Origin of the sequence: Thiocapsa roseopersicina (assembly GCF_900106925.1) — a bacterium.
GTDB classification, from domain to species: Bacteria; Pseudomonadota; Gammaproteobacteria; order Chromatiales; family Chromatiaceae; genus Thiocapsa; species Thiocapsa roseopersicina.
Window position 1 is genome coordinate 44358 of the sequence record NZ_FNNZ01000012.1, and the last position, 14380, is coordinate 58737.

Sequence of the window (14380 nt, forward strand, 5' to 3'; positions counted from 1 at the left end):
TACGTTCATGCGACTCGCTCGACATCAGGCGACCGCCTCGCCCATCTGATCGGCCACCCAACGTGGACTGTCTCGTAACGCCTCCTCTGCAGTGCGCGGTTTCGCTGTGGCGCTCGGATCCGCGCGCACGCTCGGCCAGAGCTACGAGCGTGTCCGCAGTCGACGAGTCGAAATAAGCCAGTTGTTTACGTAAGAACTGTTTCGCGGATGCCCGGAAAAATATGACGCGAGTGTCTGGATGTTTGGCTCGTATGTTTGGGCGAGATACCTTCCAATCTCAATTGGCATCTCGGGATTGTTTCCTACATTCGAGGGCGTTGAAACGTTCTTTGGTGTCGTGGGGGATGGATCGACGCCCAGGAAGCCGCAAACGTCGGAAAGGAATTCGTTCGGTCGTTGTTTGATATCTTCAAGAAACCCGATAAACATCTGTTCGCGCGGATAGAATCGCTCCCAGTTGTTGATCATGCTGATATAGTCTCCCCGCCGGACGACCCATGGCAACTCGAAATACTGAATATAGTCTGCAGCGGTGAGCTCGTTCATTTGACCATTGGCGGCTTCGAAACCGAACCTCTGCTTTCGCACGTTCATTCCGGCGGCGGACCATGCCCGTTCTATCGGGTTTCGCAGCAGCAGAATGATTTTTAGATCGGGCATGAGCTTGGCGATATGTGCAATCGTGCTTACGTCAAGAGCCGAGTATGCTGGTGTCATATCGCCGGTCACGAGATTTGGACTTGCCTTGAACAGGCTGGCATACCACTCGTCGTTGCGTTCTCCAAGGTGGTAGCGCATGTCCCACGCCAGTTGTGAAGCGGACAGCTTACGGAGATCGCGGCCGATACTCGAGTAAAGGCTCTTCCAGAATCGCGGATCTCTTGTTCGAGCGAGAAGCGGCGGATTGAGAAAATAGTCTTTGTCGAAGTAATGTACCTCTTTTCTGCGTATCTCGATCTGAGGGTGTTTCCTAAGCTTGTCCGCCAGCCAGCTTGTTCCGGCCTTTTGCGCTCCGATGCACATAAAGTTTGGAAACATGTATGCTCTCTCGTTCAAACCAAAATTGCAGTTGCGCTCAATAATCACGGCCCATGCTGGCGTCCGTTTATCCGCGCGGTGGCACGACACCGCGGAGCGCGGGTCACGAGTTCGGCGTAACGGTTAGGCGATTCTCATGATGGGCATTCCGACGGTGCATACCCGGAAGACCTGTCGAGGCAGCAAGGGCGAATAAATTCGCCCCTACACGTAGGGAAATCCTTTTCCGGAAATCACCTTAGTAGTTTGACCAGCCGCTAAAGGTCGCGCCTTTGGGAACCGCGACGACCGTGAAGCGCGCATCGAGCGGATACCATTCCTTCGGATCCTCGCCTGCCCACAATACGAATCCGTCATAGTTGGTCACCGGCACTCCGCTCGTGTTCTTGATCGCGATACCGTAGCGTGTCCTTGGATCCGTCCACACAATCGGCTTCCCGTCCTTTTTCCACATGGTCGGAATCGCGGCAGACCAAATGACCTGATTTCCGGTCGTACCCTGAACATTCGCCGTCGGCGTGCAGGTCTCTCGGGAAGTCGTCCATCCGGAGGTCGGAGTCTCCCACTGCCACACGCAGAACTGAATCTTCATGGCTTGTGGAACGGGTTGGCTATTGACCTGTACCCGCATGTGCAGGGTGCCATTCGCGTAGTCGACCGGCGATGTCCAGTCGCCGTTGGAGCCCGGGAGCATCTCGAAGATCCGACTGCTGGGCTTAGCCACTGCCTCGACCTTCGGGAAACCTCTGTCGTCCTCGATGACCGGCCAATTCCAGTCGAAGACCTTGAGCTCCTTGCCTGTGCCCCCCGGAGGAGGAGCGGATCCGACAGTAATTGTCTTGGACGCAGTTGCGTTTGCTCCATCATTGTCGGTGACGGTCAGGGTCGCCGTGTAGGTTCCCGCCGCCGTATAGGTATACCCGGGCGAGACTGCGGTGCTCGTGCCGCCGTCGCCGAAGGACCAAGTCCGACTCGCGATCGTTCCGTCGACGTCGGACGACGCGGAGGAGTTGAAGCTCACCGTCAACGGCGCCGTTCCGTTGGTCGGGCTCGCCGTGAAGGATGCAACAGGCGGAAGGTTCCCGGTGCCGCCGCCCTCGTTTCCGAGCACGAGGTAGGCGACCTGCTCGGCGCCGTGGGACCGCTCCGTGTCTGTGATCTGGTCTTCGTCGAACGCGAGCCCGAGGACACCGGCGGCTAGCGGATTTGCGCCGAACAAGACCGGCCAGCCGCCGTCGCCGCCGCGCATGCCGGCGGCGGAAACGACCGCGGTCGAGGGCGTTGAGCCGCTCGAGAGCGCTATCGAGTAAGGTCCCGCGGCGATCCCGGCGACGATCGGTGCGCTGACGCCGGCTTGATAGGCGACGCCGCCGATATTGCCGCTTCCCGCCTCGATCACCAGATAGCCGATCGCCTCGTTCGCGCGTGTCTTGTCGGTGTCTTCGCCGACGTGTTTGCCGGCAGAGAGTGCGCTTGGGCTCGGAGGGCTGTCCTTGGTGGCGCCGCGTGCCCAGAAGACCGACCAGTCCGCGTCGTTGGCGCTCATGACCTGGCCTAGCACGACGGGTGTGGTGTAGCTGTTGCTGTAGGTGCGTGTTTCCGTCGCCGTCCAAGCACCTTTTGCGTTCGTCTTGGTCGAGGTGGCCTTGACCGCCTCCATCTTGATCCCGTGCTCGGCGAGACTGTAGGTGCCGGCGTCCACGACCGTGTAATCGACGCTGTAGGTTCGGGCGAGGGATTGATCGCTCGGGTTCTGCACGCGCACTTCGAATTGGTTGCCGGAGGCATTGCGCACGCGCGTGACGACGGGTTGTACCGCTGCGTCCGGATATCGCACCGAAGCGATCACGACCGGATCCTTGTAGGCGTAGGGTAAGGCGACGGTCTTCCAGGCTTCGCCGACGTTCTCGACCCTGCCGTGATGGAAGACCGGGGGCGCGCTGCCCACGGCCGGGGTGACGTTGATTGCGGCGCTGTCGGTGCCGATCCTGCCCTGGCTGTCGGTGACTGTGAGGAGAACTGTGTAAGTCCCGGGTTGAGTGAAGGTGTGGCTCGCAAATGGTCCGGAGGCGGTCGCGCCGTCACCGAAATCCCAGCTGTAACTCAGAGTGCCGCCATCGGGATCCGTCGAGTCGGTTCCGTCGAGCTCCACCGTGAGCGGTGCGGAGCCGCTGGCCACGTTGCTTTTCAAGACGGCCTGCGGCCCTTCACCGGGCAGGAGCGCCCCGACGACGACGGCGAAATGATCGGTTGAGGTGGTCCCGGTGGCGGAGGTTACCGTGAGGGTGACGGTGAAGATGCCTTCCTGCGCGAAGGTGTGACTGGCTAAGGCTCCGTTGGCGGTGCCGCCGTCGCCGAAGTCCCATGCGTAAGTTGATATGGGGCCGCAGACGCAGCTTGAGGTTCCGCCGTTGACGTTGATGGTGAAGGGGACCGGACCCGCGATGCGGTTGGCCAGTGCGCGCGCGACCGGTTTTTGGTCGTCCTGCGGGCGTGATTGTGGTGTGCCGAGCGTGCCGGTGACATTGTCCGCCGATGCGGAGCGCACAACGGGCGCGATGGCCCCGATCTGGGTGCTGTCGACCAAGCCGACTGAGAAGCGGCGCTCGCCGGACAGCAAGGCATTCACCTGATCCCGACCCAAGCCGAAGATCGTCATGGCGCCGTCCATCGGCCGATACATGTCGATCAATGAATCGCTCTGATGACTCGAGACATAAAGCGATCGTCCGATACCGGGGTCGGCAAAGTAGGCCCATTCCTCGCCGGGGATATCAAGCTTCCAGCTTGCCGACGCCTTTGTTTGGGTTCCGTTCGAGCGGACGACGAGGTCGGTATTCAGATCGAGGGTTCCGCCGGGTGTGCCCTCGTAGAGGAACCAATACTTGCCGGCAGCTTGGGTGACCGTCATGGTGGCGTGGGTCGGGAGGATCTCCCAGAGGGTAGCCCATTGACTGTCTGCTGACCGTGAGTGGATCCGGGCGCGCAGCGGCCCGCGATCTATGAGGCTCGACTGAGCCGTGCCGGGTCGACCCGGGTGAAAATATCCCCCGCTGGCCGGTGGTACAAGGTTCGGGATGCCGCGGTAATCACCGCTGGCTCCGGCGGCAGAGGAATAGCCGATCCAGTCATTGCCGCTCCTGTCCTCGAGGCTGGAAAAGCCGCCGCTGGTTTTGTGATAGTACCAGTCGCCGGCGACGGTACGGACGGCGAAGCTCGATTCGCCCTCGTCGATGACGCCGTCCGTGACGGAGATGCGAGGGAGTACGGGGGGGGCGGGAAGCGCTGCCCCGGCCGCGAAATAGATCTGGAAATTGCGTCGTCCGCTTGACGGCGTCGATCCTTCCATGAGCAGGACGAGCTCGCCGACCGCGTTGGACGTCGCGTTGAAATCGGGCGCCGGGTCGAACTGAAACGGCACAGCGGCGTTGATTGCCGTGCCGGCGCTCGATGTCTCGAGCACTCTGAGCGATCGCACATCCAGGGTGGTCGATCCGGCCCCGGCCTGCATGAGCAGGCTCGTCAAGTCGATCGGAATCGTGACGATCTTGTCGATGAGCGCGGTGGATCCCGACGTGACCTCGAGCGGCACGCGGTAGTCGTGGAGATTGCTCCACCAGTCGTCGGCGGATGCGTTCCGGGAAGCCCCGCCCAGACCTGAGAGCAGCAAACACAGGAGAGCGAGTGCGGTGAAAGGCCGTGTCACTGTGCGTCGCGCTTGGATTTTATTGTCCATTTTTCGTCTCATCAATCATTGATTGCGCAAGGGTTTCCTGTCGGCCGATACGCTCCGATGTTTCGGTCGAATCGGTCAAGCATGTCATTTCACGGTGCGCGCGCTTGTATCGCCTTCGATGCGTGCAAGCAACGTAGGGGCGAACGTAGGGGCGACTTCAGTCGCCCCTTCACGTGGTCGTTCCCTTTCCGAAAATCAGCTTACTCAAGCAAAAGGTAGGCCACCTGCTCGGTTGTGTGGGCGGTCTCAAGGTCGGCGAGCTGGTCCTCCTGGAAGGCGAGATCCAGCGCTCCGGCGCTGAGGGGCGCGAGCCCGTAGAGAATGGGCCAGCCGCCGTCGCCGCCTTGCATCGCGGACGCGGACAGGACGGCGGTCGTCGGGACGATGCCGGCGGGGTAGGGTACTGCGTAGGGCGGTATCCCCTCGACGCCGGCCACCGTTCGGGCACTCAGGCCGACTGAATAGCGGGTGTCTGCTGCGACGCCGCTGCCGGCCTCGATGACCAGATAACCGATGGTTTCGTTCGCGCGGGTCTTCTCGAAGTCTTCCCCGACATGCTTCGAGACGACCAGGATGCTGGAGGTGGGCGGTTGTTTAATGGTACCGCCGCGCGCCCAGAACACCGACCAACGCGGGTCGTTCTCGCTCATGACCTGACCGAGGACAACCGGGCTCGTGTAGCTCTGGGCATAGGCGCGGGTGTTGCCTGCCGACCAGTTACCGATTCCGCTGGTTTGGGTCGAGGTGAAGCGAGCGGCTTCCATTTTGATGCCGTGCTCGGCGAGGGTATAGACGCCGGCCTCGACCACCGTGTAGTGGAGGGTGTAGGCGGCGTCGAGTGGCTCGTCTCCCGGGTTCTGTACGCGCACCTCGAAGCTGTTGCCGACGGCGTTGCGCACCCGCGCGATCGCGGGTAACGCGGGGGGCGTGTCGTACTGGACGGCAGCGATGACGACCGGATCGGTATAGCTGCGGGGTAGGGTGACGGTGCGCCAGGTGTCGTCGACCGCAGCAAGGGTCCCGTGATGAAAGACCGAGGTCGTTGCGGGGGCTGCGGTGATCGTGAGCGAAACGTCCGCCACATTCGAAACGGCGCCCGGAGCATCGGCGACGGTGTAGCTGAAGCTGTCCGTCGTGGTGGCCGAGCCGTCGTGCACATAGGTCAGACGTCCGGTGCCGTCGTCGTTCAGTGTGCCGAAGGCGGGCAGGTTCTGAATCAAGACGGTGCCGGGGTCGAGATTGCCGTCTGGATCGCTGTCGTTGGCGAGGACGTCGATCACGACGGTGCCGCCGCGCACGACCGATGCGGTGTCGTCGACGGCAACCGGCGGCCCGGGCGCGATCGAATCGGCGGTGTTGAGGAAGTAATCGACCAACGCGGTATGCGCGGGTATCGGGCTGCCGGTATTGCCGGCAAAGATGCCGATAGCGTTGACGCTCATGGCGTGGCTGAAGGCGGTTAAGGTCTGCCAGTTTGTGCCGTCGGTCGAGTACTTCGGCGTCCAGAGATTGCCCTGGCGTGCCAAACGTAGATAGAGCGGGCTGCCCGAGAGCGTGGTGGCGACGTTGTGTCGAATCGAGGCAGTGCCGTCGACCACCGTGGCGGCGAAGACGCGGACCCGGGTGCCGTCGTGGTGGACATCGAACCGCATGAACCGGCCGGGCGATTCCTCGACCACCAGTCCCTGGATCTGGAAGCGTTGCGTGACCGGCGAATCGAGCTTGATCTCGACCTCGAAGTCCGCATCGAGTACCGCCTGCATGAGCCGTGGCGCGAAGTTGCCGGCGGTCCAGATGTCGTGGGCGGTTGTCGCGGGCGCTCCTATCGCGGCCTGCGCGCCATTGAGCGACAGGGTGGAATTGCCGATCGGATCGACGAAGGTCCAAATGCCCGTGTCGAGCGTGCCTTGATTGAAATCGTCGGAAACGATGCCTCCGGTTCCACCGGCGATGATGGTCACGCTCTGCGTCGCGCTGGAGCTATTGCCGTTGGCATCGGTGGCGGTCCAGGTCACCAGGGTCGTGCCGACCGGGAAGCCGTTGCTCGGAGCGTTGTTGCCGATACTGATCGGACCGAATAGATCGGTCGCGGTGGCTTGCCCCAGAACGACCGAGGTCAAGGTCCCGGTTGCTTGTGCGACGACATTGGCGGGTACCGTAATCTGCGGCGCTGTCGTGTCGACGACCGTGACCTGCTGTTGGGCAGTACCGGTGAGGCCTGCGAGATTGGTGGCCGACCAGGTCACGACCGTGGTTCCGAGCGGGAAACCGTTCGACGGGGCGTTGTTTGTGACCGGAGTGCCGTCGCTGGATGTGGCTTGGCCGATCGCCGGGTAGCTGCGCACGCCGGTGGCCTCTGCCGTGACGTTTGCGGGCGGTGTGACGACCGGTGCGCCGGGTGCAGTGTTGCCCCCGAGCACCAAATACGCGACATGCTCGCTGCCGTGCGATCGCTCGGCGTCGGTGATCTGGTCCTCGTCGATTGCAAGACTGAGCGCGCCATTGGCGAGAGGGTTGGTCCCGAAGAGGACCGGCCAGCCGCCGTCCGTGATCTTCATCCCGGCCGAAGACACCACCGCGGTGGAGGCGGACATGGCGATTTGGTAAGGCACGGAGAATGGGGGGTTGTTTCCGATGCCTTGTATCGATGCCGCGCTGACACCCGCGTGATAGCCGACGCCGCCGACCTCGCCGCTGCCGGACTCGATAACCATATAGCCGATCAGCTCGTTGGCGCGGGTTTTGACCGTGTCCTCGCCGACGTGTTTGCTGGCGGAGAGTTTCGTGGGATTCGGGGCAAAGTCCTTGCTGTCGCCGCGGGCCCAGAAGGACGACCAGCGCGTGTCGTTCGCGCTCATCACCTGCCCGAGAACGACTGGGGCGGTGTAGCTGTTGGCATAGGTGCGCGCCTCTTGCTGCCACCAGGCGCCCTTATAATTGGTTTTGTTCGAGGTGAACTTCACCGCTTCCATCTTGATGCCGTGCTGGGCCTGCGTGTAGACACCGGCCTCGGCGACGGTGTAGTGCACGCTGTAGCTGCCGGTGAGCGGCTGGTCGCTCGGGTTCTGCACGCGCAGCTCGAATTGGTTACCCACGGCGTTGCGTATCCGCGTCACGACGGGCGTAACGGATGCGTTCGGGTAACGCACCGATGCGACGACGACCGGATCGGTGTAGCCGTAAGGCAAAGTGACGGTCTGCCAGCTCGCGCCGACCCCGTCGACAACGCCGTGATGCAGCACCGGCGGAGGAGGCGGATCGCTCGGATCGAGGGCGATGGGTTTGATCGTGATGTTGCCGAAGCTCGCGTCGACGTAATGCGCCACGAGGAGTAGCGATCCGCCGTCGACATCGTTTGCGTCCGTCGCGATGAGCTCCCAGCTGGCGGGCTCCGGGTCGCTCGCCCGCCAGACCTTGGCGCTGTAACGCGTACTTCCGCCGATCAGGGACTGGACCCGTACCTTCCAGATATAAGCGACATTAATGCTCAGGTCGCGATTCAACGGATCGACAGCGTCAAGCGTTTCGAAATCGGTCAGGGAGAGCGATCCGGACCCGTCTTGCTCGAACTCGTACCAGGCACCCCCGCCCGCCGGGTAGTAGCCCCACCCCGGCTGCGAGCCCGTCCAGTTGGTGTGGCCGGGCCACTTGAGCATGACGCCCAGGGAGGGTTTGAAGTTGGGCTTGACGAATCCTTTCGCGTCGAAGCCGTGGACGGTGACCGGGACCGTCACCTCGTAGTCGGTCCAGGCGATATCCCCGACCGCGACCAGACGATCGTAGCCGCGCTGAATCGGCCGCAGTGCACCGCCGACGATTCCCCAATCGCCGTCGACAATCTGTGAGACATCTTGGATATCGCCCGTCGTCGCCCAGTTGATCGCATAATCCAGCGGCCAGACGTTTCCGGGCGAGTGCTGAACAGTCACCGTCTCGGTGGCTAGATTGCCGAGGCTGTCCGTAGCGCGAATCTCGACGAGATTGGCGCCGGGAATCAGGCTTGTGAAGGGGATCTCGACATTGAAGTCACCGGGCGCTTCGAGTCGGCGAAAGGGGCCGACCGAGAGGGCCTGAGCCGGGCCGCCGTTGAGTGAGTAGGTCACCTGTCCGAGACCGTCGGGGTCGGAGATGTTGCCCAGGACGTTGATCGCCCACTGCGGCACGCCGAGCGCTCCGAAGGTCTGCTCGGGCCCGTACCAGACGTCGATGACGGGTCCTCCACCGGAGATCAGGCTGAGTTTCGCGGCTCGACTCGCGACACTGCCTGCTGCGTTGGAGGCCGTAACGACGAAATGTGCTCCGTTGTCTGCCCTGGTCGTGACGGGAATTGTATAGGACGCGCTCGTTGCGCCGCTGATCGGAACACCGTCTCGAGACCATTGATAGGCGAGCGGGGCATTCCCGGTGGCCGTGACCGAGAAGGTTGCAGGCTCGCCTTCGACGACGGCCAGATCGCTTGGCTGTGTCGTGATCGAGGGTGCACCCGGTCCGGGCAGGATCGGCGAGGCCGTATTGAAGAAGTGGTCGACGACAAGAGTGTGAGCCGGCACCGGGCTTCCGGTGTTGGCGGCATTTCCCCCGAATACGCCGACGCTCGTGACCGTCATCGCGTGGGTAAAATTGCCGAGCGTCTGCCAGTTTGTCCCGTCGGTCGAGTAACGGGGCGTCCAAACATTTCCCTGGCGGGCCAGCCGCAGGAAAATGGGGCTGGTCATGGGCGCCGTGGCGACGTTGTGGCGTGTCGTGGCGGTGCCGTCGACGAGTGTCGCTGCGAAGATCCGAACTTGTGCGCCGTCGTGGTGGACGTCGTACCGTATGAATCGGTTAGGCGCCTCTTGAACCACCAAGCCCTGGATTTGGAAGCGCTGCGTGACGGGAGAGTCGAGCTTGACCTCGACCTCGAAGTCGGTATTCGGCGCCGCCTGCATAATGCGGGGGGCGAAATTGCCTGCATTCCAGATATCATGGGCCGAGCCACCGGGCACGGCGATCGAGGCTTGCGCCCCGTTGAGCGAAAGTGTGGCGTCGCCGAGCGGATTGACGAAGGCCCAGACATCGGTGTCGAGCGTACCCTGGCTGAAAGCGTCCGAGACGATGACGGGTGCGGGTCCGCTCTCGGACAGGGTCGAGAAGGTCAGCTCGCCGGTCGCGCTGCGGTTGCCCGCCGCGTCGAATGCGTCGATGCGATAGTGGTAGGTCGTCCCGGGGCTCAGACCGCCGAGGCTCACGCTATGCGTGGTCGAGAGTGTGGAGGATTCCGCTTCGCCCACGCCATAGCTTGCGCTTAGCCCGTAAACCAGAGTAGCCGTGGCCGGTTCGCTCGTCGTCCAGGTCAGGACCGCCGAGGTTTGGCCGGCGGAGACGCTGACCGTCCCGATAGCGGGCGGTGCGCTGTCGGTGATGTAGCCCGGCGCCGCATTGAGGACGTCGGCGGTCCAGCCCCCGAATGTTTTCCCGGGCGGGACGGCGACGACCGTGTAGCGGACGTCGAGCGGATACCACTGGTCCGGGTTCTCGCCGTTCCAATTCCAACCGGAGAAATCGCTGACGGGTAGGCCGGCGCTGTTCTTGATGGAAAGTCCGTAGCGCTGCCGCGGATTCGCCCAATCCATCGGGTTGCCGTCTTTCTTGTACATGGTCGGGATGTAGGACGACCAGGTCACTACGGTCCCGGGTGTCCCGGGGACATCCCGAATGGAGCTGCAGGTTTCCAGGGTAAGGTTGTACTGCCACATGCAGAACTGGAATTTCATCGCCTGAACCACGGGCTGTCCGCGGATCTCGGCGCGCATCTGCAGGGTGCCTTGGGCGTAGTTGATCGGAGTCGTCCAATCGCCGTTGGCCGCGGCTGCAGGCGGTTGATCCCAGGGGAAGCCACGATCGGTCTTGGTGACGAGGCGATTGATCTCGAAGACCTTCAACTCAGGTGCGATGAAGGTTACGGGCCGCGTAATCGTGTCGGCCCCGCCGCTGTCGTCGATTACCGTCAGACTGACGTTGTAGGTTCCGGGCTGCGCATAGCCGTGCTGAATGGTCGGGCCGGCCTTGGTGGAGCCGTCGCCGAGACTCCATTGGTAGGAGACGATTGAGCCGTCGGCATCCGACGACGAGGTTGCGTCGAGGGTAACGGTGACCCCGTTCCAGAGGGCGGTGAAGCGCGCGATCGGCGCGACGTTCAGCGGATCGGTTGCTCGTATTGTTTGCTCCGCGCGTCCCGTCTTGCCGAGATTGTCCGTGACGGTGAGGGTCGCGAGGTAGGCGCCCGGGGTCAAATACTCATGGCTCGGCGCAATCTCAACCGAGCTGGTGCCGTCTCCGAAGTCCCAGTCGTAGGAGGCGATTGCTCCGTCCGAGTCGAAGGATGCGCTTGCGTTGAAACCGACCGTAAGGGGTGCAATGCCGCTCTGCGGCGTCGCCGCGATGGCGGCAACGGGCGGGACGTTCGTCGCTTGCAGGTCGGCGTCGTCGATCACGGCCTGGATCTGTGCGGCCGTCAGCGCGGCATCGAATACCTGGACCTCGTCCAAGCGTCCGTTGAAGAAGCGCTGGTAGGTGTTCCAGGTGTACCGACCCAGATCCAGCGGCCGGTCGTTTGCTCGAACGGGGCCGACTGCAGTGGTGGTCTGTCCGACCTGGTTCCCATCGATATAGAGGGTGAGAATCGAGCTGCCATCGGCGACGAAGCGGTAGGTCACTGCGACGTGCTGCCACACGCCGACGGCCAGCGGAACACTCGAGGTCAGCTCCGTCTTACCGGTTGTCGCGTCGTTGCTCTTGTAGATTTCGACAGAGAGTCGGCCGGCGCCGTCAGACGTTCCGGCGCTCCACATCAAGCCGCGCTCCGGCGCGGCTTGTTTGACGAGGATCGGGTTTCGATCGGCTAGGCTGGTCGGGTGAATCCAGGCCGACAGGGTGAAATCCCGAGTTTGGGTGCCGAGCTTGCCCGGAATGCCGGCGCCCAACTGGGCGTCGGTACGAGTTCCGTAAGCGCCGTTCCCGCCCAGCGCGAGTGCGCCGTCGACATATCCCGAAGCGGGCTGCCACTGCGTCGGGCCTATCAGGGCGAGGTCGTTTCCGCCGAACTGATCGGCGGCAATCAGCCCACCGGACTCGTCGAGAAACCAGTAGGCAACAGGTGTCGGAAGCGTCTGTGCCGTGACCGAGCCGGCGAGGACCATGGCGAAAATCCAAAGGAGCGAGAGCCCACTCGGCTTATGTTGGTGCGTCGGTGTCGGTTTTTTGTGCACGATGAACCTCATGTACGGCTTCGATTCCTATAGTGCCGGGGGCGTTCGCATCGCGGACGAGGATCTCGTAAAAACCCGGAGTGCCTCGCTCGTTGGACCGGCCACCCTACACCCGCTTCGCGGGGTCGCGAATGCACGTCGTGCCGGAGCGCCACGGGGCACTTTGGCCGGAATCAAGAACAATGCCATCCGGGAGCTCGTCAACCGCCGGGGCTGACTCACAAGATGCGTTGACCTAGTCTCGGGTTCAATGCAGACTAACAGTTGGAGTCGCCGCAGACCGAGATTCCTGTCACCGGGCACGGTTAGAAGCGAAACATCCATTGTTATCTCAGGCCACCTTCGGTTGGAGAGCGCTTCCCGGTCCGGTCTTAACCCCCATACTATACGACGAGGCAGAGATGACACGTGAGGACCCGACGAAAGGGCTTTCACGTGTCGTGTCGATCCGAGGTCGATCGGCATTGTCGCTGCCCGGCGCAATTGTCGATCGATGGCGGGACGTTTCGGAGGCTCCATCCGGTCGCTTCTTTAGGATTTCATAAGGCCCTGTATGGAACATATCCGGAAGATCTTTGCGGTCTTAAGGCCGGAGCAGCGCAGGCATGCTTATTGGCTGTTCGCGCTGATGCTCGTCGCGATGGTCCTCGAGACGCTGGGTGTGGGCCTAATTATTCCGTTTTTGGCGCTGGTTTCGGAGCCGGACATCGGCAGTCGTTATCCGCTGCTGAAGCCGTATTTGGACCGTTTGGGAAATCCCGATCAGAAAACCCTGATCATGCTCGGCATGCTCGGCATGCTCGGGTTCTTCGCAGTCAAGAATGCCTTCTTGGCCTTCATGGTTTGGCAGCGGTCGGCGTTCGTTGCGGACACGCAGGCGGGCCTAGCGCGTCGCCTGTTTCGCGCTTACCTTCTACAGCCCTACACCTTTCATCTGATGCGCAACTCGGCGCAGTTGATCCGCAACGTGAGCGTGGAATCAAACCAGTTCACGGCCGGCTTAAACAGTCTGATCGAACTCGTGACGCAGGGGCTTGTTTTGATCGGGATCGGCGCCTTGCTGCTTGTCGTCGAGCCGATCGGCGGATTGGTTGCCCTTTTGATCCTGGGGATAGCCGGGACGCTGCTTCAGTACGTCACCAAACAACGGATTCGGCGTTGGGGCAAGGCGCGCCGCTTCCATCAAGGCCGGATTATCCAGCACCTTCAGCAGGGGCTGGGCGGCGTGAAGGACATCAAGCTACTGGGACATGAGGAGAGTTTTCTGGCTCAGTTCGCGACCCATGCGGTCGGAAACGCTCAAGCGGAACGTAAACGTAAATTTCTCAACGGGCTGCCGCGCCTTTGGTTCGAGTTCCTCGCGGTGCTCGGGTTGGTGGCGCTGGTAGTCAGCATGCTGGCGCAAGGGCGTGCGATCGAGTCCATCATCCCGACGCTCGCGGTGTTTGCTGCTGCAGCCTTTCGTTTGATGCCCAAGCTGGGGCAGGTGACGACGAGCAGTCAAGAGCTGAGGTTCGTCGGGCCCGTAATCGACAGCGTGCATGCCGAGCTGCGGGATCTGGAACGGGTGTCGCCCGAGCCGCGGATCGGACTGTTGCCGTTCGGTGGGGAGATTCGGTTGGAGTGCGTCGGGTTCACCTATGACGGGGCGAATGTCGCGGCGATCATCGATGTCGATCTCGCGATCCCGATCGGTGCATCGGTCGGATTCATCGGCGGCAGCGGGGCCGGGAAGAGCACCTTGATAGACGTGATTCTCGGGCTGATTCGCCCCTCTTCCGGGCGTGTTTTGGTCGATGGGGTGGATATCGAAACGAACCTCCGAGGTTGGCAGGATCAGATCGGCTATGTTCCGCAGAGCATCTTCCTGACCGACGACACGCTGCGTCGCAACATCGCATTCGGAATCGCAGACAAGGACATCGACGAAGTGGCGGTATTGGCTGCCGTGAAATCGGCTCAGCTCGAAGATCTCCTTGCGTCATTACCCGACGGTTTGGAGACGCTGGTCGGCGAGCGGGGGGTCAGGCTTTCCGGAGGGCAACGCCAACGCATCGGCATCGCCCGCGCACTCTATCACGACCCGGCTGTTTTGGTTCTCGACGAGGCCACCAGTGCACTCGATACCGCGACCGAGCAGGGCGTGATGGATGCCGTCGATGCCCTGCACGGCAACAAGACGATCATTATTGTTGCTCATCGACTTACGACCGTAGCGCATTGCGATAAGCTTTATCGGCTCGACCGGGGGCGCTTGGTCAGCGAAGGCGCCTACGCAGAGGTCGTGAACGCCTGAGCCGGTTGAACAGGCAAGCGATCGATCCTGATGAACCCTCGGTCGCCCGGCGTGCGGGGCGCG

The 14380-nt window shown here is 62.3% G+C and carries 4 protein-coding genes; 1 reads left to right on the forward strand and 3 read right to left on the reverse strand.

The window, feature by feature from the left end; genetic code table 11:
* Positions 1-141 precede the first annotated feature (141 nt).
* The 3 genes from BLV04_RS13480 to BLV04_RS13490 form a co-directional block, all read right to left on the reverse strand.
* Positions 142-1038, reverse strand: coding sequence for a sulfotransferase (locus BLV04_RS13480; protein WP_093032896.1), 897 nt, complete (start codon positions 1036-1038; stop codon positions 142-144).
* Positions 1039-1276: 238 nt separating this feature from the next.
* Positions 1277-4774, reverse strand: coding sequence for a PKD domain-containing protein (locus BLV04_RS13485; RefSeq protein ID WP_175534632.1), 3498 nt, complete (start codon positions 4772-4774; stop codon positions 1277-1279).
* A 200-nt stretch (positions 4775-4974) separates the two neighbouring features.
* Positions 4975-11952: a PKD domain-containing protein gene (locus tag BLV04_RS13490; RefSeq protein WP_175534633.1), complete on the reverse strand. Its 6978-nt coding sequence runs from the start codon at positions 11950-11952 to the stop codon at positions 4975-4977.
* Positions 11953-12574: 622 nt separating this feature from the next.
* On the opposite strand from BLV04_RS13490, the gene BLV04_RS13500 reads away from it, so the two are divergent.
* Positions 12575-14317 carry an ABC transporter ATP-binding protein gene (locus BLV04_RS13500; RefSeq protein ID WP_093032907.1) on the forward strand — a complete coding sequence of 581 codons (1743 nt, stop codon included), beginning with the start codon at positions 12575-12577 and terminating at the stop codon, positions 14315-14317.
* Positions 14318-14380 lie beyond the last annotated feature (63 nt).

What these genes read in the sequence shown, in the direction of transcription:
- BLV04_RS13500 (WP_093032907.1), top strand. Translation starts at nt 12,575, where the DNA reads ATGGAACATATCCGGAAGATCTTTGCGGTCTTAAGGCCGGAGCAGCGC.
- BLV04_RS13480 (WP_093032896.1), bottom strand. Translation starts at nt 1,038, where the DNA reads ATGTTTCCAAACTTTATGTGCATCGGAGCGCAAAAGGCCGGAACAAGC.
- BLV04_RS13485 (WP_175534632.1), bottom strand. Translation starts at nt 4,774, where the DNA reads ATGGACAATAAAATCCAAGCGCGACGCACAGTGACACGGCCTTTCACC.
- BLV04_RS13490 (WP_175534633.1), bottom strand. Translation starts at nt 11,952, where the DNA reads ATGGTCCTCGCCGGCTCGGTCACGGCACAGACGCTTCCGACACCTGTT.